This window comes from Streptomyces sp. HUAS TT7 (genome assembly GCF_051550175.1).
Lineage (GTDB): Bacteria > Actinomycetota > Actinomycetes > Streptomycetales > Streptomycetaceae > Streptomyces.
The window spans coordinates 7,982,119-8,001,017 of record NZ_CP196175.1 but is presented as its reverse complement, the minus strand read 5'-3'; the positions used below and the strand labels follow the sequence as shown (position 1 = coordinate 8,001,017).

Genomic DNA, 18,899 nt, shown 5'->3' with positions numbered 1-18,899 from the left:
TGCGCGGCACGATGGTGGGCAGGCTGAACGACAGGCGCGCACGGAGCCCGTCCGTTCGGCGCAGGAATCGGTTCGGTGCGACAAGGGAGTCCGGGATGACCTCCAGGTTCAGGTTCGGAGCACGTACGGCGGGCGGCGCAGGCCCCGTGAGCGGGACTGGGCTACCGGCGCTGCCGGTCGCCGCGGCGCTCCTCACCGCCACCGTCGCGCTGTACATGGCGCTCGTCGCCTTCGGCAACATCACCGACTTCGACACCAACCGCCAGTTCGTCCGTCACGTCCTGGCGATGGACACCACGTTCAAGGATCCGGATCTCATGTGGCGGGCCATCACGTCGAGCACGCTCCAGGACATCGCGTACGTCCTGATCATCGTCTGGGAGACGCTGGCGGCCCTGGTACTCATAGCGGCGGCCGTCGTGTGGTTCGGCGGGCTGCGGCGCCGGGCCGGTTTCGCGCGGGCCCGGCGGCTGAGCACGATAGGGCTCCTTATGGTGCTGTTGCTGTTCGGCGCCGGGTTCATGGCCGTCGGCGGGGAGTGGTTCTCGATGTGGCAGTCCAAGTCCTGGAACGGGCTCGACGCGGCGGCCCGCAACTTCATGGTGGCGGGCATCGTTCTGGTGGTCGTCCATCTGCCGGGCGCCAACTCACCGACGGATCAACCGAGTTGATCCGGCACAGGGCCGCTGGGCGCATCCTGCGCGGGCGGCGAACGTGCCCGCGCAGGTGCCGCTCACCCAGGCCGTGAACTGTCCGCAGCCGTGCTGGTGGCGAAGGACGCCGGGGGCTTCATGAGACCGTCACGAGGCGCCGGACGGTGTCAGTCGCGCGCCGCGCACAGGTCGGTCCAATCGAAGCTGTGGTGGCCGGTGTCGCAACACATCATCGGCTCAAGCTGCTGTTCATCGGTTTCGGGCAGTTCCTGCAGTTCCAGAACGAGGCTCTCCATATGCCGCTTCCCTTCCAGAAGTTGGGTGATGCTCTCGGGCCGGCCGGTCGACCAGCCACGATCGTGGTCCGCCGTGGGTGAGGCGGAGCAGGAAATCGAGTACGCCGGAGATCCCCACGTTGTACGAGGCGCAGATCTCGCGCAGCGTGTCGTCCGGCACCAGGAAACGGCCGTGGCGCCGGGCCGCCCGTACGGTCAGGCAGGAGGCGAGGTCGAAGGCGGCCTCGCGGTGCCGGGCCTCGCCGGTCAGCTCGTGGAGGTCGAGCAGCAACTCGGCGTTGCCGGCGGCTCCGTGGCAGGTTCCCGGGCCGGTCTGCCAGCGCTGCTGCCGGACCGCACGCGCCGCGCCCTCGGCGTGTTCCAGGAACAGTTCGTCGCCGGTCTCGTGCCACAGCCGCACGAGGAAGGTGCCGATGCCGGAGGTGCCGTTGCACCAGAAGTTCAGCCCGGGACGCTCGGTGCGGCCAGGGCCCTTCGGCCAGCGCGCGCTGCCCGAGCGCCATTCGGCGACGGCGCACAAGGCGTGCCCGCCGCCGACGGCGATGTCGGTCAGGTCGGGGCGGTCCAGGTCCCGGCCGGCCGCGAGGAGGAAGGCCGCGTTCCCGGCCACGCCGTGACCGAACCCGTAGCAGGCCGAACCCGCCAGGTCGGCGCGGAAGTCGGGGCCCGCGTCCCACTCCACCCCCGGCCCGTCGTGGAGCAGCCGCAGCACGCCGTCCGCGCACCGGGCCGCTCGTTCGGCGAAACGCCGGTCGCCGGTCGCGTGCCACAGGTGGAGCTGCGTCAGGCCCGCCCCGGACAGACCGTGGCAGACGTCGGGGTTGCCGCCTTCGAGCGGGATGTTCAGGGCGTACGCGATCGAGTGCTCCGCCAGCGCGGTGTCTCCCAGCGTCGTCGCCGCCTCGTACAGGGCCCAGGCGGCGCCGGAACGGCCGAAGTACAGGCCGGGCAGGACGCGGCTCGGCGCGGTCAGTAGCCGGTCGAGCCACTCGGCGGCGGTGCGCAGGGTGGGCGCGACCGCTTCGTGCCCGCAGCGCACCGCGCGGTCAAGCACGGCGAGCACCCCGGCCGCGCCGAGCTGCACATTGCAGGGGTCCCCGTACGGGAGCGCGGGCGGGCCCGGCCAGAGGTATTCCTGCGAGGGATCCATCGTGTCCGCGAGGAAGGCGAGTCCGTCGGCGAGCAGACGGTCCGCGGAAGGGGGGACGGAGGAGGCTGGGCAGGAGGACACGGGGTGCGCCCTCTCCCCCGTACGCACGTACTCCGCGGCCCGTCCCAGCGTCCACCGTCCCGTGCCGTCCCCCGTCAGCCCCCTGATGAGCGGGGCCAGCGCGCGCAAGGCGGGGATTTCGGGGGCGGCCTCGGCCATGAGCGAGGCCAGGCGTTCGCCGGTCGGCCGGGTCGGCGGCGAGTCCGGGGCGAGGACCGGGCTGATCCCGGTCGTCACATGGAGCAGCGTGGCGCCCAGGCTGAAACAGTCCGCCTCCGGTCCGGGCGCGGGCGGGGCGGAGCCGGCCGGGGCTTCGAGGTATTCGGGCGCCGTGAAGCCCCGCGTTCCCGCGACGGGCGCGGGGGTGCCGGTGCGTACCGCGCACTCCAGGTCGACAAGGACGGGCCGGTCCTCGGGGGTCATCACGACATTGCCCGGTTTGAAGTCGCGCAGCACGAGGCCCTCGGCGTGCAACTGGCCGATCATCTCGGCGAGTTCGCGGGCGAGACTCCACGCCTCGGCGACGAGCACGCGGCCGTCGCCGGTGCGCAGCCGGTCGGCGGTCCACTGCTGGAGGTTCACGCCGTCGATCAGGTCCTCGGCGAGGAAGACATGGCCGCCCGCCTCGAATACCTCGCGTACCGCCGGGGTGATCCCGAGCGGGGCGAGCCGGCGCAGGATCTCGGCCTCGTGCCGGAGCCAGTCCCGTGCGTCCGTGCCGTCGGGCCCGGCGCCGACGTGCGGGCGGGCCTCCTTCAGCAGAACGGTGTCACCGGTGCGCTCGTCGCGGGCGCGGTAGACGCCACCGCGGTTGGAGTGCCGGATCGCCTCCTTGACGCGGTAGCGACCGGCGAGGAGCACGGGGTCGCCGCGTCGCCGTCCGGAACTCACCGACGCATTTTTGGGAAAGGGGCTGCCCGCCCAGGGCGGCGGGGCGAACCAGGGGTTCCGCTCGTCGGCCACGAAGGTACCGTCGGGCGCGCGCAGGCGGCCCTCGTAGAACCCCTCGTCGTTGAGTTCGCGGGGCCGTGCGAAGCAGCCGTAGCGGTAGTGCACCAGGCTGTCGGGACGGTAGCGCCGGTCGGACAGGATCGCGGGCCCGGCCAGACCGCGCGTCCGGTCGTCCAACTCCTCGGCCAGAAACCGGAGCTGGTCGTCGTCGGCGGGGTAGGCGGTGAGGAACTTCCCCGACTGGGCGCGGGCGGCGCGGACCGCGTTCATCTCGGCGGCGACGGCTGGAGTCGCCGCGAACTTGAACGCACACCCGTGCGCGACGAGCACGCGGGCCGCGTTCTCCAGGACCTGGGGCGCCGAGACAGGTGTGGCCGACACATGGAGCTTCCAGCCCTGCCGGCGGCTGATGTGATGCGCCGGAGCGACCATGCACCAAGGGTCGCGGTGGCGCACCCGCCATGTGGTGGTCGGTTCCGCCTGCGCCAGGATCCGCGCGAGGATCGGCCGGTAGCTCGACGTCACCCGGCCAGCATGGCAGTGCGCTCCCCCGGTCCCGGGAGGCGTTTCCCGGCCAAGTCACAGGAGCGCCCCGGCTCGCGCCCGGCTCGGCAATCGATCGTATTCGGCTGGGAGTTGAACGGAGCCGGTCACATATCCACCGGGGGTGGTCGCCGGACCCCACAGACAAGGTGCATAATGCATGTGTAGCCCTTCGCGCGTCCCCCGTCGCGAAGGGCTACACCTGCTTGCCACGGCCGTGCACCCGGACGCGCCAGGCGCGCAGGGCACAGCAGCCACCCGAGCAAGGAACTCCCCTCGTGGCCCCTTGTTCGTGTTTTTTCGAGTTAACAGTGACGTAGAGTGTTTCCGCAAGTCCGGTTCCGATCGCGGAGCAAGATGTTCCGTTTTGTCACCGACGGCCGTGGCCGACAGCCTCCCCGTCGACCGGGCCCCTGTACCAAGGTCGGTTAAAGTACGAATCCGTTGACCGAATCGAACATCGCGCATCGTCGGACAGCGCATGAGCGGCGGACGTGGACGTGGGGACCCTGATGGACAACGGCGAAGAGCGCACTCCCGAGCTGACGACGTTGCAGCAGAAGGTCGAGTACATGGTCGAGAAGACCTTCCCGGGAGAGAAGATCTCGGGCCGGGTCTTCGCCGATCTCGTCAAGGAGCGGGGCGGCTCGCTCTCGCACAGCTATTTCTCCAACATCCTCGCCGGCAAGGTCACCAACCCGTCCGAGGAGATCCTCAAGGCGCTCGGTATCGGCTTCGGCGTGGACTGGCGCTTCTTCAAGGACGAGTCCGAGGTGGTCGACGACGTCGTGGCGGGGCTCCAGTTCCTCGCGAAGCGGCGTACCGGGGAGATCAGCGGTCTGGCGGGCCGGGGCATCGACGACGACGGGCTCGACCCCGAGCTGCTCCAGTTCGTCCTCTCCCTCCTCGAGGACAACAAGGACAGCAAGGACAGCAAGTACGGACGGGACAACGGGCCCGAAGCGGCCCCTGGCGGACAGCCTGGGTAGCCGGCATCTCGTGTTCATGACCATTGGCTAAGATCGCAGACCGCTTGTCACACACGCGTGACTACGATCAAGAGGTCTCCATGTCCATGCGCGAGCTGCGGAGAGAGTGCGAAGCCGGCCTTGCGGATCTGCCCATCCCGGCCCCGTTCAGCATTCCGGGGCTTGTGGCGAACATGGAAGAGGCCCGCGGCCGCACCATCGTGCTGCACGAACTGCCCGACCGTCTGGCCCGTGTGAACGCCGCCTGCGGTCTCCGCCTCAAGTCGGGCGGCACCAGTTTCGTGCTCTACCGCAAGCGCCCGACCCTGTACCAGACCCAGCACGTCATCCTGCACGAGCTGTGCCACGAGTGGTTCGACCACGGTACGACCCTCAGCGCGGACCAGCTGCGCCAGCTGCTTCCCGTCTTCAACACCTCGCTGATCAACCGCGTCCTGGCCACCGACAGGCCGACCGCACCGGCCGAACCCGCCGCCGACGAGCCGGACGGGCTGCCGCCCGCGGTCACCGAGGCGTTCCGCTCCGGCGGGCCCATCCAGGCGCGGGCCCAGTACGACACCCACGACGAGCGGATCGCCGAGTTCGGCGCCTCGCTCATTCCCCGCATGGCCCGCGACGTGACCAGCGACGACATGGTCGGGCGGCTCGCGAACTCCCTCTCGCGGCCCGTCGCCCACCGGCGCCGCGGCTTCTTCCGCCGCTCATAGGCTCCCTCCGCTCCCCCTCCTGTCCCCTTCCCCGTCCCCCCGAGGAATCTCCGTGACCGCGCTTGACCTGGCCGGCTATCTCATAGCCGGCGTGATGACTGCCGTCGCCCTGTGGCGCATGCCCGCGGCCCTCTGGGGAGACGAGGAGGACAAACGCAGACGCGCCCTGTGGGGCTGCTACGCCGGCTTCGCCGTCGCCCTGTGGACCAAGACGAAGGTCGTGCGCATCGGGCTCAACAACAGCCCCGTCGTCGACCTCGCCGTACTGATCAAGCACTACACGGCGACCATCGCGATCCTGGCGATCCTCAGCTACATCGTGGCGATCTACGGCCACTTCCCGGAGGGCGGCGTCATCCCCCGCCACGTCCGGTTCGCCCGGATCATCCAGCAGGTGGCGGCGAAGGCCTCCGTCGCCACGCTGATCCTGCTGACCGTGCTCTTCTTCACCGTGGTCGACCGCTCGTACGCCTCGGACCGGTTCGTCTCCGACCACGCCGGTCAGTGGGGCGCCACGCTCTACATGAGCGTGTTCTACCTGTACTTGGGTGCCGCATCCGCCGTCTGCGCCTACCAGTGGGCGCTCGCCACCGCCGGGGCCACGGCCCGCCATCTGCGGATCGGGCTCGGCATGATGACGTTCGCCATGTTCATCGGCGTCGGCTACACCCTCAGCCGCACCCTGTTCCTGTGGATCAGCGTCGCCGACCAGCCGAGCCCGGCCTTCGCCCTGAAGTTCGACGAGGTCACCGAGGCGGCCCAGGTCGTCCTGTTCGCGTTCTTCGCGCTCGGCGCGTCCATCCCCGCGTTCAGCAAGGGCTGGCGCCGGGTGCGGCTGTGGCGGGCGCAGGCCCGGCTGCATCCGCTGTGGCGGGAGCTGATGACGGCCTTCCCCGACCAGCCCTTCGAGGCGCCGGCCTCGCTCACCCGCGAGCTGACCCGCTTCGGCACCCCGGCGGACCTGCGGATCGACCGGTGGGCCGCCGACATCGCCGACGCCGTCGAGAAGCTGCGCCACTACGTTCCGGACGGCCTGCTCCCGGCCGCCAAGCAGGCCGCCTCCCACGACGGCCCGCGCGCCGAGAGCGAGGGGCCGCTCGCCGAGGCGTACTGGATCAAGGCGGCACTCGCCGCCAAGGCCGACGGCGCCCCCGCGGGCGATGCCGCGGCCGTCGACACCAAGCACGCCACCGACCAGGACGGCGAAGTCGCCTGGCTGGTACGGGTGGCCGCCGCCTACCGGACCATCAGCGGCGAGCGCGCCCGCAGCGTCCTGGACTCCCTGGAGAAGACCGCGTGAGCGACACCCTGGCCGAGGCCGGCAACCGTACGACGGCCACGGCCCGCACCGTCACCGACGTCCTACAGCCCCGCAACGTCCTGCTCGCCGGGATGCTCGGCATCGGCCTGGCCGCGGCCGGCGAGTGGACCGGCCTGCTGTGGGGGCTGCTCGGCGCGCTGTGCGCGGGGCTCATACCGGCCGGCTACATCGAATGGGAGCGCAAGCGCGGCACCTGGGGCGACCGGCATGTCGTCGACCGCACCAAGCGGGCGCCGATCTTCTTCGTCATCCTCGGCTCGATCGGGGCCGGCTCGGTCGTCATGGTGCTCGGCCACGCCCCGACCGGCATCCTGACCGCGATGCTCGCCCTGTGGGTGATGACGATCTTCCTGCTCGCCGTGAACACGGTCTGGAAGATCTCGGTGGACTCCGCCGTCGCCTCGGCGGTCGTGGCGCTGCTCGCCGTCGTGCACTCCCCCTGGTGGCTGCTCGCCTACGCGATCACGGCCGTGGTGTGCTGGTCGCGGGTCGCCCTGACCTACCACACGGTCATGCAGACGGTCGCGGGCGGCGCGCTGGGCGCGGCCACCTCGGCGGCGTTCCTGTTCGTCTGATCCCGGGTGTCAGGCCCGGGCGCGGTGGGCATAGCGTCCCGGCGCCGTACCCACCACGCGCTTGAAGTGGCGGGTCAGATGGGACTGGTCGTAGAACCCGGTGGCGCGGGCCACGTCACCGGGCGGCTGCCCGTCGAGGAGCACATCAGACAGTGCGCCCGTCCGTTTCGACACGAAGATCGCCGTGCTGCTGCGCGACGACCTGCACACCTGGCAGCGACTCAATGTGACGGCCTTCCCGGTCAGCGGGCTCGGCACGGCGCTGCCCGAGATCATCGGCGAGCCGTACGCCGATGCCGACGGCACCCCCTATCTCCCGCTGTTCCGCCAGCCCGTCCTCGTCTTCGAGGGGAGCAAGGAGGTCCTGCGCGCGGCCCACACCCGCGCCCTGAGCCGCGAACTGCCCCGGGCGGTTTTCACGAGCGACATGTTCAGCACGGGCAACGACGCGGACAACCGGGCCGCGGTCCGGGCCGTACCCGGCCCCGACCTCGATCTGGTCGGCTGGCCGTCCACGGGCCGCGCAACGCGGTCGACAAGGTCCTCAAGGGGGGCGCGCATGCACCCCTGACCGGGCCCCGGGTCAGGGCAGCCGGACGGTCACCGTGAGGCCGCCGCCCGGATTCGCCTCGGCGGTGGCCTCGCCGCCGTGGGCGCGCGCGACGGAGGCGACCAGGGCCAGGCCGAGGCCGGCACCCTCGCCGGGCGCGTGCCTGCGTTCGTTCAGGCGGCGGAAGGGTTCGAAGAGCGCCGGCACCGCGTCCTGCGGCACGGCCGGGCCGGTGTTCGTGATCCTGAGCGTGCGGTCGGCCGCGGCGAGGGCGATGTGGACGCTGCCGTCGCGGTGGTTGTAGCGGAGCGCGTTGCCGATCAGGTTGCGGATCAGATGGGTGAGCAGCACGGGGTCACCCTCGACGGTCAGGGGTTCCAGGGCGGTCGTAAGGGTGATGCCCCGTTCGTTCGCCTCGTCGCGGTGTTCACCGGTGACGACGGCCACGCTCTCGTCGAGGGCCACCGGTTCGCGGTGCTCCAGGCCCTGGTCGGTGGCGGCGAGCAGGAGGAGCGAATCGATCAACTGCTCACTGCTGTCGGCCACTTGGAGAAGTTCACCGCGGATCCACTTGATCCGCTCCGGGTCGGGGTCGACGAGGCCGATCTCGGCGGCGGCCCGCTGGACGGCGAGCTGTGTGCGCAGTTCGTGGGCCGCGTTCGCGGCGAACCTCCGCTGGGCGCCGACGAGTTGCTCGATCCGGCCCAGCATCTGGTCGAAGGTGTCGGCGAGTTGCTTGAGTTCGCCGGGAGGTCCCGCGAGGTCGATGCGCTGGTGGAGGTTCTCGCCGGAGAGCTTGCGCGCGGTGGCGGTGATGAGGCCGACCGGGCGCAGCACCCGCCCCGCCATCCACCAGGCCAGGAACACCGAGAGCACGGCGAAGACGGCGAGCGCGATCCCGGAGACGGTCAGCAGCCGGTTGAGCGTGGTGGCCGCGACCACCTGGACGACCTGGGTCCTGGCGTGCTCGCCCGCCTGCTCGGACGGGATGAGATCGCCGGGCGGGGTGGCGGTGGGCTTCGGTTCGGTCCGGCCGCCGGGCGCAACTCCCGTGAAGGCGGTGCCGATTCGGCTGTCGAGGCCGTACTGGACGAATACGTAGATCACGCCGACCAGTACGCATCCGGCGAGCAGGAGCAGCCCGCCGTACAGGGCGGTCAGCCGGGCCCGCTCGGTGGTGGGCAGCAGGCGGTCGATCATCGTTCGGCCCGCCGGGCGCCCTCGATGCCTTCGGGGTCGCGGGCGATGCGGTAGCCCGCTCCGGGGACGGTTTCGATCACCGGTGGGTCGCCGAGTTTGGCGCGCAGCCTGCTGAGGGCGACCCGTACCGGATTGGTGTCGTACCCGGCGTGCTCCTCCCACACCTGCTCGATGAGGTCCTCGCCGCTGACCACCCCGCCGTCGGCCCGCATCAGCGTTTCCAGGACGGCGAACTCCTTGCGGGTCAGGGCGAGTTCCCGGCCGTGGCGGCTCGCCCGTCGGCGTGCGGTGTCCAGGACGGTTCCGGCCCGCTCGATGACCGGGGGCAGCGCGGGCCGAGCGCGGCGGCCGAGCGCGAGCACCCGGGCGAGGAGTTCGTCGTACGCGAACGGCTTGGTGAGGTAGTCGTCGGCGCCGAGCCCGAGGCCCTCGACCCGGTCGCGCACGGTGCCCGATGCGGTGAGCATGAGCACCCGGGTGAGCAGTCCCCCGGCCACGACCTGGCGGCACACCTCGTCGCCGTGCAGGCCGGGCAGATCACGGTCGAGTACGAGGACGTCGTAGTCGCCGAGCTGTACTTTGCGGAGCCCGCTGAGGCCGTCGAGGGCGACGTCCACCGCGATCGCATCGCGGCGCAGGCCCTCGGCGATCATCGTGGCCAGGAACGCCTCGTCTTCCACCACCAGTACGCGCATGCCCCCTGTCTACCGGAAACGGACCTTTCGTCGTTGTTACGGCGAGCGGCGGCGGGCGCCGTAAGGGAAACGAAACAGCGGGTTCCTGGACGCTCTCCTCGGCCGCTGCCCGGCGGCCGGCGCGCGCTGCCGCGTCCACGCATGTCCGCGAGGAGAGAAACGATGAGGAACCACCGGTTCACCCTGGTCCTGGCATCCGGGATGGCAGGTCTCGCCCTGTTCGCCTCCGGCTGTTCGGGCTCGTCGGGCGGGGGCCCGGGGAAGGATTCGGGCGCCTCCGGCAACGGCTCCGGCGGGGACGCGTCGGCCGCCGACAAGGCCCAGGCGCTGCGCGGCTGCCTGCGCAAGCAGGGCATGGACGTGCCCGACCTCAAGCCGGGAGAGAACCCCTACGCCCAGTCCCTTTCCCAGCCCCCGGGTACCTCGGCGGAAAAGTGGAACAAGGCGCTCAACGCGTGCGGCTCGGGTGTCGAGGGAGGCGGCGGCACCGGCGCCCCCGACCCGAAGCAGCAGGACCAGCAGGTCAAGATCGCGCAGTGCCTGCGGGGCAAGGGCTTCGACATGCCGGACCCGAAGGTCGAGGGCGGTCGCAGCAGCGGCTTCAGGATTCCCGACGGGGTCGACAAGGACACGTTCATGAAGGCCCTCAACGAGTGCGCCGCATGAGGCCCCGGACCATGATCGCGGCGGTGGTCGCGGTGGCGGCCGTGACGGGCGGCGGGTTCGCCGTCACGGGCCTCGCTCAACCCGGTCCCAAGGACTCCGGACAGCGGCAGACCGGCCTTCCACCCGCCACCGCGCCCATCCAGCAGGGCGATCTGGTGAGCAGCACCAGCGTCGACGGCACCCTCGGCTACTCCCGCGAGAGCAAGCTCAACGCGGGAGCGGGCGGCACCCTGACCTGGATCGCGGGCAGCGGTTCGAGCATCGGGCGGGACGGCAGGCTGTACGCGGTCGACGGGAAGGACGTCCGGCTGATGTACGGGTCCGAGCCGATGTACCGGGTCCTCAAGAGCGGCGACAAGGGCGCCGACGTACGGCAGTTGAAGGCCAACCTGCGGGCGCTGGGGTACGGCAGCGGGCTGGCCGACGACGAGACGTTCACGCCCGGAACCACCGACGCGGTCAAGCGCTGGCAGAAGGAGCACGGTCTCGCGCAGAGCGGGCAGGTGGGCCCCGAGCAGATCGCCTTCGCCACCGGTCCGGTCCGGGTGCAGAGCGCGGACGCCGCGGTGGGCGACCGCACCGCATCCGGCCAGAAGGTCATGACCACGACCAGTTCCGACCGGGTCGTCCAGCTCCGGCTCAAGGTGTCGGACGCGGCGCTCGCCAAAGCCGGCGGCAAGGTGCAGGTGGAGCTGCCCGACGGGACCACCACCTCGGGCACGGTGTCCTCGGTCGGCGGGACCGCCAAGGCGGGCGACGACCCGAACGACAAGACGCCCCGGATCGCGGTGACCGTCACCTTCGACGACCCCGGCAAGGTCAAGGGCATCGACAAGTCCCCCGCGACCGTGCGGCTCACCGGTGAGACCCGTAGGAACGTGCTGAGCGTGCCGGTCGGTGCGCTGCTCGCGCTCGACGACGGCTCGTTCGGGGTGCAGGTGGTCGCGGACGGCAAGGCACGCGAAGTGAAGGTGAGGCTCGGCATGTTCGCGCAGGGGCGGGTCGAGATATCCGGCGACGGCCTGCGCTCGGGCCTGCCGGTCGGGGTGCCCTCGACATGAGCACCGCCGCACTCACCCAGCCGCCCGTGGTCGAACTGACCGGCGTGACCAAGGAGTACCCGGGCGGGGTCGCCGCGCTGCGCGGGGTGGACCTCACCGTCGAGCGGGGCGAACTCCTCGCCATCGTCGGCCCGTCCGGCTCGGGCAAGTCCACCCTGCTGCACATCATCGGCACCCTCGACCTGCCGACCTCCGGGTCCGTGACCATCGCGGGGCACGACGCGGCCACCCTCACCGACCGCAAACTCTCGGCGCTGCGGGCGCAGCACATCGGCTTCGTCTTCCAGGCCTTCCATCTCGTACCGGGCATCAGCGCGCAGGACAACGTGGCCGAGGGGCTCCTCTACTCCGGGCTGCCGCGCGCCGAACGCCGCAGGCGGGCGGGCGTGGCCCTGGAGCGGGTCGGCCTGGGCGACCGTATGAGGCACCGGCCGCACGAGCTGTCCGGCGGTCAGAAGCAGCGGGTGGCCATCGCCCGCGCGGTCGTCGGCGAGCCCGATCTGCTGCTCGCCGACGAGCCGACGGGCGCGCTCGACTCAGCCTCCGGCGAAGCGGTGATGGAGCTGATCCAGGAACTCAACGAGGAGGGCGCGACCATCGCCGTGATCACTCACGACACGGAGATCGCGGCACGGCTGCCGCGCCAGGTGCGGATCCGGGACGGGCGTGTGGTGCGGGACGTCCGCGTGCCTCCCGGGGATGGCCGTCCGACGTGCTCCGAGGACGTCCGATGAGCGGGCGGCCGGTGCTCAGGCCGGCTCGGCTCGGCCCGCGCGACGTCCTGCACACCGGTGCCGCCGGGATGCGCAGCCGCCCGCTGCGGGTGGTGCTCTCGGCGCTCGGCATCGCGATCGGCATCGCCACCATGATCGCGGTGGTGGGCATCTCGGCGTCCGGCAAGGAGCAGTTGCTCCGGGAGCTCGACAAGCTCGGCACCAACATGCTGGTCGTGACGCCCGGCACGGACCTGCTGACCGGGAAGCCGGTGCCGCTGGCGAAGGACGCGGCCGGGCGGGTGGGGCGGATCGCCGGGGTGGAGCACGTCGGCGCGACGGGCTCGGTGCCGCAGACCGTACGCCGCTCGGAGAAGATCCCCGAGACCATCACGGGCGGCATCCAGGTCCAGGCCGCCACGGACGACCTGCTCACGACCTTGCGCGGCACGATGCGCAGCGGGACCTTCCTCAACTCGGCCACCGGGAAATACCCGTCGGTGGTGCTCGGCGATGTGGCGGCGGGGCGGCTCGGCATCACCGCACCCGGGCAGCAGGTGTTCATCAACGGCCAGTACTTCACCGTGCTCGGCATCCTCGACCCGCTGCCGCTGGCCCCCGACATCGCCCGCTCGGCGCTGGTCGGCTGGGACGTCGCAACCGGCCGCCTCGGCTTCGACGGCCGTCCCACGGCCATCTACGAACGCTCCGCCGATGCCTCGGTCGACCGGGTCCACGATCTGATCCCGCGCACGGTCTCGCCCGAGACGCCGCGCAATGTCAGCGTCACCGACCCGTCCTCCGGCCTACAGGCGAAGGCCGCCACGGAGGGCGCGTTCAGCAGTCTGCTGCTCGGGCTCGGCGGGGTGGCGCTCCTGGTCGGCGGGGTCGGCGTCGCCAACACCATGATCATTTCTGTTCTGGAGCGCCGCTACGAGATCGGCCTGCGCCGTTCCATCGGCGCGACCCGGGGCCAGATCAGGGGCCAGTTCGTCACCGAGTCGCTGCTCCTGTCCGGGCTCGGCGGCGCGGCCGGCATCGTGCTCGGCGGCGCGGCGACAGCGGTGTACTCGGTGGCGAGCGGCATCCCCTGGGTGATTCCGCCGTGGGCGGTCGCCGGGGGCTTCGGCGCGACCCTGGTGATCGGGACGGTCGCCGGGCTCTATCCGGCGGTCCGCGCATCCCGGCTGTCCCCGACGCTTGCCCTGCACTCCGTCTGAGCGCCGCGGTCCCCACTCTGCGGGCCGGACCCGAGCCGTCCGGCCCGGCCCGGCCCGCAGGATGCCACCCCCGCACGTGAGGTACCCGACGCCCGACACGCCGGTGCGCACGGAATGCGTGCGCACCCTCGACGGTTGTCCTCGCGTACGGCCGGGGCGGTACCGGCCCGGGGGACGCACACGGAGAACGGAATACACAGCCATGGGTGAGTTGATCCTCGTACGTCACGGGGAGACCGAATGGTCACTGTCGGGACGGCACACGAGCTACACCGACCTGCCGCTCACGGCACACGGGGAAGAGCAGGCCCGCGCGGTCGCGCCGCTGCTCGCCGACCGGCCCGTCGGCCTCGCTCTGGTCAGCCCACTCCAACGAGCCGTGCATACGGCCGAATTGGCCGGATTCAAGAACGCCCGAATCACCCCGGATCTCCATGAATGGGACTACGGCGGCTACGAGGGCATCACCACCGTGGAGATCCACCGCAGCCGCCCCGACTGGAACCTGTGGACCGACGGCGTCGCCCCCGGCCCCGCCGACCACCCCGGCGAGCGCCCGGCCGAAGTGGGCGCGCGGGCCGACCGCGTGCTGGCCGAGGCCGAGGCGGCCCTGCGCGCGAGCGACGAGGACGTCGTCCTCATCGCCCACTCCCACTTCCTGCGCGTCCTCACGGCCCGCTACCTCGGCCTGCCCGCCTCCGGCGGCGCGCTGTTCGTCCTCGACACGGGCGCGGTGTCCCGCCTCGGCCGCGAACACGACCGCCCGGTCATCACCGCCTGGAACTCGGTGCTGCAGCACACGGCGAACTGAGCGGGCCGGCCCGGGGCGTGTGACTCGCTCCGTCCGGATCGGTCTGCGGGATCTGGTGCGCGCGTGCGAGGTGCGACAAGCAGGGGCGGGGCCCACTGACCCGTGCCTGCCAGGGCGCACCAAGCTCAGGCGATGCGCACGCCAGGCGCCGCGAACCCGGACCGGGTTCAGCGACAGCCCCTCAGGCCGCCACCACCGCACGGGCCCTGCGCAGCGCCAGCGCCGCCAGGGCCTCCGGAGCGCCGGCCTGCCCCCGGATCCCGGGGAACGCGTTGATGTCGACGATCAGCGGGGTGCCGTCGCCCGTGTCTATGACATCGACCCCGTAGACGTCGAGGCCGAAGACATCGCCCACCTCGACCACCAACTCGGCCCAGCCGGACGGCAGTTCACCGAGCGCGAGCGGGACAGTGAGGCCGCGGCCCTCGGGAGCGAGCTCGGAGCGGCGCAGTGCCGCGAACACCGTGCCGTCGATCACCCACAGTTTGTGGTCATAGCCGCTGTTCTCGGCGAACTCCTGCGCCACGACGGGCTCATCCGCCCAGGCATCGGCCAGCTCGGCCAACCGGCCCGGGCCGTCGACGCGCGCCACGAGGTCGTGCCGTCTGCTGTGGCGGCTCTTCACCACCAGCGGACCGGCCGGCCCCGGATCGGCCGCGAGCTCGGCCAGCGAACCGAACGTGCGGGTCGCCGAGAAAGGCAGCCCCGCGGCACGGGCCCGCTCCGCCATGGCCGTACGGTCCTGGCACAGGGTGGTCGCCTCCACCGAGTTGATCACCGCGGCCCCCCGGGACTCCAGGTCCCGGGCCAGCGCGAGAGCCCGGGGCGTGCGCGACTTCAGCAGGTAGACGTCCGCGAGCGGGCCGAGCACCGCTGCGTCGGCCGCCTCCGGGTGGACCGCCACCACCCGGTGTTCGCCGCTGAGCAGTTCTGTCGTGGCGGAGAGCAGCGGATGGTCCGGCTCGGGCGTGATGAGCCCGACCGTCGTCGTGTCCCTCACCGGCCCTCTCCCGCCCCCGCCGAGCTCCGGACGGGCTGTGCCCCGAACGACTGCTCCGGGATCCGCCCCGTCCCGGACACGAAGGCCGCGGCGGCGACCTCGCTGCCCGTGCGGGCCAGTTCGAGCACCGCGCGGGCCACCTTGGCCGCCGCGTCCGGAACCTGTCGGAAGCTCGGGAAGTCGTTCACGTCGACGACCACCGGCCCGTCCGGGCCGAGCAGCACGTCCACGCCGTACAGGTCGAGGCCGTAGACCGCGCCGACCTGGTCGACGATGGCGGCCACTTCGGCGGGCAGCGGGACATGGCGTTCGCGGACGCCCTGGTCGGGGTGGAGCGGCGAGCGGCGCTCGGTGGCGTACAGCTCGCCTCCGACGCAGTACACCTTGAGGTCGATGCCCGAGTTGGGGACATACGGCTGGGCTATGAGCATCCCCTCCCCCGCGAGGACGGGCAGCATCGCATCGAGCCGGTCCGGCGACGGCACGAGGTGCACGGCCCGGCCCGAGCTTCCGTCGGCGGGCTTCACCACCAGCGGGTACTCGGACTCGGATATCTCCGCGAGCAGTTCGGGCCGGGCGGCCGCGTACGTCATCGGCACCGGGAGGCCCCGGCTGCGGCCGATGGCCGAGGCGAGCGCCTTGTCCCGTACGCCGCGGATGGACCGCACATCGTTGACCGTGGTCAGGCCGACCGCGGCGGCGGCTTCCAGGAGCGGGAGCCCCGGGCCGCCGGACACCGTCTTGAGCACCCAGGCGTCGTGGCTGCCCGCGCGGACGGCCTCCGACATCCGCAGCAGGGACCCGCCGGGGCGCACCACATCGACCTGGTGCCCCCAGGCGTCGAGTTGGCGGATCACCTCGACGGGCATGCCGTCATGGCGGTAGTGCTCTTCCACCAGGAAGCAGAGCCTCATCGACCTTCCCCGTAATGCCCGGACGTCCGCCGATCCCGTCCGGCGAGCTGTGACGTCACAGGATGTCATGAACTTCGGCCGGGTCGACCGCCCACCCCGGCCCGGCTACTTTCCCCGCCGTAGCCGCCTCAGCAGACTTCGCTGTACCGGCGCTCCTTTCGCCCGGGGGATGGGCCCCCGCCGGGCGCGCTCGGCTCCGCCAGGACGCGGCGCGGGAGCGGCGGTCCGTGGGCCGGTCCGCCCCAAGGGCCGCGGCGTGGGCGGCTCCACGCCGGCCGGGACACCCCGCTTCGTCACCGGCTCCGCGGCCGCCGGGATGCCCCGCTCCGCCGCCGGGTCCCCGATCGGGCGCGGCGCCGGGCACTGGTCCCGCGCGTCCGCGAGGGCCTCCACCAGGAGCAGCCGGAACCACTCGATCTCGTCCGGCTCGTCCGCCAGGAGCACCCGGTCGACGATGGCCTGGGCGATCGCGGACTCGGGGTGGATCCTGAACGTCTCGGGTTGCAGACGCCTGAGGCAGGCCCGTTCGTAAGGATCCCGGACGATCTCGGCGAGGTGTGCGCTGTCGAGGGCGGAGGCGACCGCGGCCGCCTGTTCCCACTGGTCGTCGGTCTGGCGGGCCAGCATGGCGATCCTGCGCCCGCGCCAGTTGCGCGCCCGCCAGTCCTGGCCGCCGTCGGGCTCCGGGTGGCGGCCGCTCAGCAACTCCGGGTCACGCAGGGCCAGTTCGACCAGTTCGTCGGCCAGGTAGAGCCAGACGACCGCCCGGTAGCGGTTGAGGTAGCAGCGCACCGGGGTGAGCCGGCCCGTGCGGGCCAGTTTGGTGAAGCGCCCCGGTGCGATGCCGAGCAGGTCGGCGCCCTCGCCGGTGCCGACGGTCCGCACCCGTTCGCGCAGGCCCTCGGGAAAGTCGGCCGCGGCTCTCAGCCGGGCCACCTCGCGCGCGGTGACCCGGCGCTGTCCCCCGCCCGGGTCAGGGACGGTGCGAATGTGGCCGAGCTGGACGGCCAGCTCGAACTCGCCGCGCCTGAGCTCCAGTTCGCGGGCGGCGGCGCCGGGTGCGAGGCGTGGCCCGGCCGGTGCCGCACCGGCGGCGACGGCGGGCACAACGGCGTTCTTGGTGGTGACAGCGGTGAAGACGGTCATCGGATCCTCCCCCGTGAGGAACGAGTACGCGAGAGACGAATACTCTCGGTGACGACCGTAACCCGCCGCACGGACATCCCGCTCGGCCTGTGGACAACTCAAATCCGGCGCGCGAAGCGCCTGTTCAGACAGTTCAGAGCTCGGTCACGCCAAGGTTCCCGGGCTGCCTCGCCGCCACCGAGAGGTGCTCGCCCACCCGGTTGACCAAAAGGGTCATCTCGTACGCGATCTGGCCGATGTCGGCCTCCGCGGAGGCGAGCACGCACAGGCAGCTGCCGTCGCCGGCGGCGGTGACGAACAGGACACCCTCGTCGAATTCGACCATCGTCTGGCGGACCTTGCCGGCCCGGAAGTGCAGGCCCGAGCCCTTGGCGAGGCTGTGCAGCCCGGAAGAGACCGCGGCCAGGTGTTCCGCGTCCTCCCGCTTCAGGTCGGCGCTCGCGGCGGTGACCAGACCGTCGTTGGACAGCACGATCGCGTGGCGTACGTGCTCGACCCGCCGGGTCAGGTCGTCGAGCAGCCAGTCGAGTTCCTTGTTCAGAGCCATGTCAGGCCTCCCCGCTCATGCAGTTCCCCGTTTCCCCGTTCCCCTGCCACCCTTCACCACCGGCGCGCCACGGGCAAGCGGTGCCGGGCGCCGGGGAGTCGCGCGGCGGGCGCGGGCGGCGCATCAGCCGACCGAGTCGAGCAGGCGCGCGGTGTGCATGCGCCCCGCGTATTCGACGAGCCGGATCAGGACCTCCTTCCCGGAGTCCCTGTCGCGGGCGTCGCACAGCACCACGGGGGTGCCCGGGTCCAGGTCGAGGGCCGCGGACACGTCGGCCGCGCCGTAGGAGCGGGCTCCGGCGAAGCAGTTGACGGCGACGACGAACGGGATGCGGCGGTGCTCGAAGTAGTCGACGGCCGGGAAGCAGTCCTCAAGGCGGCGGGTGTCGGCGAGGACGACGGCGCCGAGCGCCCCTTGGGAGAGCTCGTCCCACAGGAACCAGAATCGGTCCTGCCCCGGCGTGCCGAACAGGTAGAGGGACAGGCCCGAGCGGATGGTGATCCGGCCGAAGTCCATGGCGACGGTGGTCGTGGTCTTCTGGTCCACACCATCGGTGTCGTCCACCGACTCCCCCGCCTCGCTCAGGAGTTCCTCGGTACGCAGCGGCCGTATCTCACTGACCGCTCCGACCAGGGTGGTCTTGCCCACGCCGAATCCGCCCGCGACGAGGATCTTCAGCGCGAGGGCGGGGGTGGGTTCAGAGGGCTCGGAGGCCATCGATCACTTCTCTCAGGATGATCTCGTCGGGCAGTTGCGCGGGCGGTACGGGCCGGCTGACGACCACGTGGCCGGCTTCGAGCAGGTCCCCGACGAGGACGCGTACGACGCCGACGGGCAGGTCCGCGTCGGCGGCGAGTTCGGCGACGGACTGGGTCTCCGTGCGGCACAGGGCGAGCAGCGCCCGGTGTTCGGGGCCGAGGAGGGATTCCTCGGCGGGCCCGGGGCCCTGCGGCGCGGCGAGCGTGACGAGCGCGATGAGGTCGAGGCGTACGCCGCTGGGACCGGGTGCGGTGCGGCCGCCGGTCATGGCGTACGGACGGACCAGCGGCCCCGCTTCGGCGTCGTACCAGTGGCTCGGCCGGTACGCGGGGCCTTCCGGCGGGTGCTCGTTCATGGGGTGGGCGTCCCCTT

Annotated in this window: 19 protein-coding genes and 2 pseudogenes; 11 read left to right on the top strand and 10 right to left on the bottom strand. The window is 71.8% G+C overall.

Features of this window, described 5'->3' with window-relative positions; all coding sequences use genetic code 11:
* Nucleotides 1-95 precede the first annotated feature (95 nt).
* Complete coding sequence (locus ACSHXC_RS36340) at nucleotides 96-671, top strand: DUF2165 domain-containing protein (RefSeq protein WP_438295593.1); 576 nt, start codon at nucleotides 96-98, stop codon at nucleotides 669-671.
* A 231-nt stretch (nucleotides 672-902) separates the two neighbouring features.
* On the opposite strand, the gene lanL is transcribed toward ACSHXC_RS36340, so the two are convergent.
* Entirely contained in the window at nucleotides 903-3,635 is a 2,733-nt protein-coding gene (gene lanL, locus ACSHXC_RS36335; protein WP_438295592.1) for a class IV lanthionine synthetase LanL, read from the bottom strand.
* A 530-nt stretch (nucleotides 3,636-4,165) separates the two neighbouring features.
* Here lanL and ACSHXC_RS36330 point away from each other — a divergent pair.
* From ACSHXC_RS36330 to ACSHXC_RS36315, 4 genes are all read left to right on the top strand, one after another.
* A complete protein-coding gene (locus tag ACSHXC_RS36330; RefSeq protein WP_438297032.1) occupies nucleotides 4,166-4,642 on the top strand; it encodes a hypothetical protein in 477 nt (158 codons plus the stop codon).
* Nucleotides 4,643-4,722: 80 nt separating this feature from the next.
* Complete coding sequence (locus ACSHXC_RS36325) at nucleotides 4,723-5,349, top strand: toxin (protein ID WP_438297030.1); 627 nt, start codon at nucleotides 4,723-4,725, stop codon at nucleotides 5,347-5,349.
* Nucleotides 5,350-5,401: 52 nt separating this feature from the next.
* The gene (locus ACSHXC_RS36320) at nucleotides 5,402-6,649 is read left to right on the top strand and encodes an MAB_1171c family putative transporter (protein ID WP_438295591.1); all 1,248 of its coding nucleotides are present in this window, start codon (nucleotides 5,402-5,404) and stop codon (nucleotides 6,647-6,649) included.
* Nucleotides 6,646-7,245 carry a hypothetical protein gene (locus tag ACSHXC_RS36315; RefSeq protein WP_438295590.1) on the top strand — a complete coding sequence of 200 codons (600 nt, stop codon included), beginning with the start codon at nucleotides 6,646-6,648 and terminating at the stop codon, nucleotides 7,243-7,245. The genes ACSHXC_RS36320 and ACSHXC_RS36315 overlap by 4 nt, the downstream gene beginning before the upstream one ends.
* A 9-nt stretch (nucleotides 7,246-7,254) precedes the next feature.
* Here the strand turns inward: ACSHXC_RS36315 and ACSHXC_RS36310 are convergent.
* Nucleotides 7,255-7,389: pseudogene (locus tag ACSHXC_RS36310) on the bottom strand (helix-turn-helix domain-containing protein); the annotation flags it as partial.
* Here ACSHXC_RS36310 and ACSHXC_RS36305 point away from each other — a divergent pair.
* A pseudogene (locus tag ACSHXC_RS36305) lies at nucleotides 7,346-7,816 on the top strand (DUF2000 family protein). The pseudogenes ACSHXC_RS36310 and ACSHXC_RS36305 sit on opposite strands and share 44 nt — an antisense overlap.
* Nucleotides 7,817-7,828: 12 nt before the next feature.
* Here ACSHXC_RS36305 and ACSHXC_RS36300 read toward each other — a convergent pair.
* Together ACSHXC_RS36300 and ACSHXC_RS36295 are read right to left on the bottom strand one after the other, a co-directional pair.
* Nucleotides 7,829-8,995, bottom strand: coding sequence for a sensor histidine kinase (locus ACSHXC_RS36300; protein ID WP_438295589.1), 1,167 nt, complete (start codon nucleotides 8,993-8,995; stop codon nucleotides 7,829-7,831).
* Nucleotides 8,992-9,690 (bottom strand): response regulator transcription factor, encoded by a 699-nt coding sequence (locus ACSHXC_RS36295; protein WP_438295588.1) that lies wholly within the window; start codon nucleotides 9,688-9,690, stop codon nucleotides 8,992-8,994. Before ACSHXC_RS36295 ends, ACSHXC_RS36300 begins: the two co-directional genes overlap by 4 nt.
* A gap of 162 nt (nucleotides 9,691-9,852) precedes the next feature.
* Between ACSHXC_RS36295 and ACSHXC_RS36290 the strand changes: the two genes are divergently transcribed.
* The 5 genes from ACSHXC_RS36290 to ACSHXC_RS36270 all read left to right on the top strand — a co-directional run bounded on the left by ACSHXC_RS36290 (nucleotide 9,853) and on the right by ACSHXC_RS36270 (nucleotide 14,161).
* On the top strand, nucleotides 9,853-10,356 hold the full coding sequence (locus ACSHXC_RS36290; RefSeq protein WP_438295587.1) for a hypothetical protein: 504 nt from the start codon (nucleotides 9,853-9,855) through the stop codon (nucleotides 10,354-10,356).
* A complete protein-coding gene (locus tag ACSHXC_RS36285; RefSeq protein WP_438295586.1) occupies nucleotides 10,353-11,417 on the top strand; it encodes a peptidoglycan-binding protein in 1,065 nt (354 codons plus the stop codon). The genes ACSHXC_RS36290 and ACSHXC_RS36285 overlap by 4 nt, the downstream gene beginning before the upstream one ends.
* Nucleotides 11,414-12,151 carry an ABC transporter ATP-binding protein gene (locus ACSHXC_RS36280; RefSeq protein ID WP_438295585.1) on the top strand — a complete coding sequence of 246 codons (738 nt, stop codon included), beginning with the start codon at nucleotides 11,414-11,416 and terminating at the stop codon, nucleotides 12,149-12,151. Before ACSHXC_RS36285 ends, ACSHXC_RS36280 begins: the two co-directional genes overlap by 4 nt.
* Nucleotides 12,148-13,350: an ABC transporter permease gene (locus tag ACSHXC_RS36275; RefSeq protein WP_438295584.1), complete on the top strand. Its 1,203-nt coding sequence runs from the start codon at nucleotides 12,148-12,150 to the stop codon at nucleotides 13,348-13,350. Before ACSHXC_RS36280 ends, ACSHXC_RS36275 begins: the two co-directional genes overlap by 4 nt.
* Nucleotides 13,351-13,552: 202 nt before the next feature.
* Entirely contained in the window at nucleotides 13,553-14,161 is a 609-nt protein-coding gene (locus ACSHXC_RS36270; RefSeq protein ID WP_438295583.1) for a histidine phosphatase family protein, read from the top strand.
* A gap of 181 nt (nucleotides 14,162-14,342) precedes the next feature.
* Here ACSHXC_RS36270 and ACSHXC_RS36265 read toward each other — a convergent pair whose 3' ends face one another.
* From ACSHXC_RS36265 to ACSHXC_RS36240, 6 genes are all read right to left on the bottom strand, one after another.
* Nucleotides 14,343-15,161 (bottom strand): ATP-grasp domain-containing protein, encoded by an 819-nt coding sequence (locus tag ACSHXC_RS36265; protein ID WP_438295582.1) that lies wholly within the window; start codon nucleotides 15,159-15,161, stop codon nucleotides 14,343-14,345.
* Nucleotides 15,158-16,075, bottom strand: a complete 918-nt coding sequence (locus ACSHXC_RS36260) for an ATP-grasp domain-containing protein (RefSeq protein ID WP_438295581.1) — start codon at nucleotides 16,073-16,075, stop codon at nucleotides 15,158-15,160. Before ACSHXC_RS36260 ends, ACSHXC_RS36265 begins: the two co-directional genes overlap by 4 nt.
* A 105-nt stretch (nucleotides 16,076-16,180) precedes the next feature.
* Entirely contained in the window at nucleotides 16,181-17,221 is a 1,041-nt protein-coding gene (locus tag ACSHXC_RS36255) for a DUF6397 family protein (RefSeq protein WP_438295580.1), read from the bottom strand.
* A gap of 133 nt (nucleotides 17,222-17,354) precedes the next feature.
* A complete protein-coding gene (locus ACSHXC_RS36250) occupies nucleotides 17,355-17,768 on the bottom strand; it encodes a roadblock/LC7 domain-containing protein (RefSeq protein WP_438295579.1) in 414 nt (137 codons plus the stop codon).
* Nucleotides 17,769-17,891: 123 nt separating this feature from the next.
* Nucleotides 17,892-18,485 carry a GTP-binding protein gene (locus ACSHXC_RS36245; protein ID WP_438295578.1) on the bottom strand — a complete coding sequence of 198 codons (594 nt, stop codon included), beginning with the start codon at nucleotides 18,483-18,485 and terminating at the stop codon, nucleotides 17,892-17,894.
* Complete coding sequence (locus ACSHXC_RS36240) at nucleotides 18,466-18,882, bottom strand: DUF742 domain-containing protein (RefSeq protein ID WP_438295577.1); 417 nt, start codon at nucleotides 18,880-18,882, stop codon at nucleotides 18,466-18,468. Before ACSHXC_RS36240 ends, ACSHXC_RS36245 begins: the two co-directional genes overlap by 20 nt.
* Between the last annotated feature and the right edge of the window lie 17 nt (nucleotides 18,883-18,899).

Bases quoted from the DNA above. Each gene is read 5' to 3' on its own strand.
- ACSHXC_RS36340 (WP_438295593.1), top strand. From the start codon at position 96: ATGACCTCCAGGTTCAGGTTCGGAGCACGTACGGCGGGCGGCGCAGGC.
- ACSHXC_RS36330 (WP_438297032.1), top strand. From the start codon at position 4,166: ATGGACAACGGCGAAGAGCGCACTCCCGAGCTGACGACGTTGCAGCAG.
- ACSHXC_RS36325 (WP_438297030.1), top strand. From the start codon at position 4,723: ATGTCCATGCGCGAGCTGCGGAGAGAGTGCGAAGCCGGCCTTGCGGAT.
- ACSHXC_RS36300 (WP_438295589.1), bottom strand. From the start codon at position 8,995: ATGATCGACCGCCTGCTGCCCACCACCGAGCGGGCCCGGCTGACCGCC.
- ACSHXC_RS36295 (WP_438295588.1), bottom strand. From the start codon at position 9,690: ATGCGCGTACTGGTGGTGGAAGACGAGGCGTTCCTGGCCACGATGATC.
- ACSHXC_RS36290 (WP_438295587.1), top strand. From the start codon at position 9,853: ATGAGGAACCACCGGTTCACCCTGGTCCTGGCATCCGGGATGGCAGGT.
- ACSHXC_RS36285 (WP_438295586.1), top strand. From the start codon at position 10,353: ATGAGGCCCCGGACCATGATCGCGGCGGTGGTCGCGGTGGCGGCCGTG.
- ACSHXC_RS36280 (WP_438295585.1), top strand. From the start codon at position 11,414: ATGAGCACCGCCGCACTCACCCAGCCGCCCGTGGTCGAACTGACCGGC.
- ACSHXC_RS36275 (WP_438295584.1), top strand. From the start codon at position 12,148: ATGAGCGGGCGGCCGGTGCTCAGGCCGGCTCGGCTCGGCCCGCGCGAC.
- ACSHXC_RS36270 (WP_438295583.1), top strand. From the start codon at position 13,553: ATGGGTGAGTTGATCCTCGTACGTCACGGGGAGACCGAATGGTCACTG.
- ACSHXC_RS36260 (WP_438295581.1), bottom strand. From the start codon at position 16,075: ATGAGGCTCTGCTTCCTGGTGGAAGAGCACTACCGCCATGACGGCATG.
- ACSHXC_RS36255 (WP_438295580.1), bottom strand. From the start codon at position 17,221: ATGACCGTCTTCACCGCTGTCACCACCAAGAACGCCGTTGTGCCCGCC.
- ACSHXC_RS36250 (WP_438295579.1), bottom strand. From the start codon at position 17,768: ATGGCTCTGAACAAGGAACTCGACTGGCTGCTCGACGACCTGACCCGG.
- ACSHXC_RS36245 (WP_438295578.1), bottom strand. From the start codon at position 18,485: ATGGCCTCCGAGCCCTCTGAACCCACCCCCGCCCTCGCGCTGAAGATC.
- ACSHXC_RS36240 (WP_438295577.1), bottom strand. From the start codon at position 18,882: ATGAACGAGCACCCGCCGGAAGGCCCCGCGTACCGGCCGAGCCACTGG.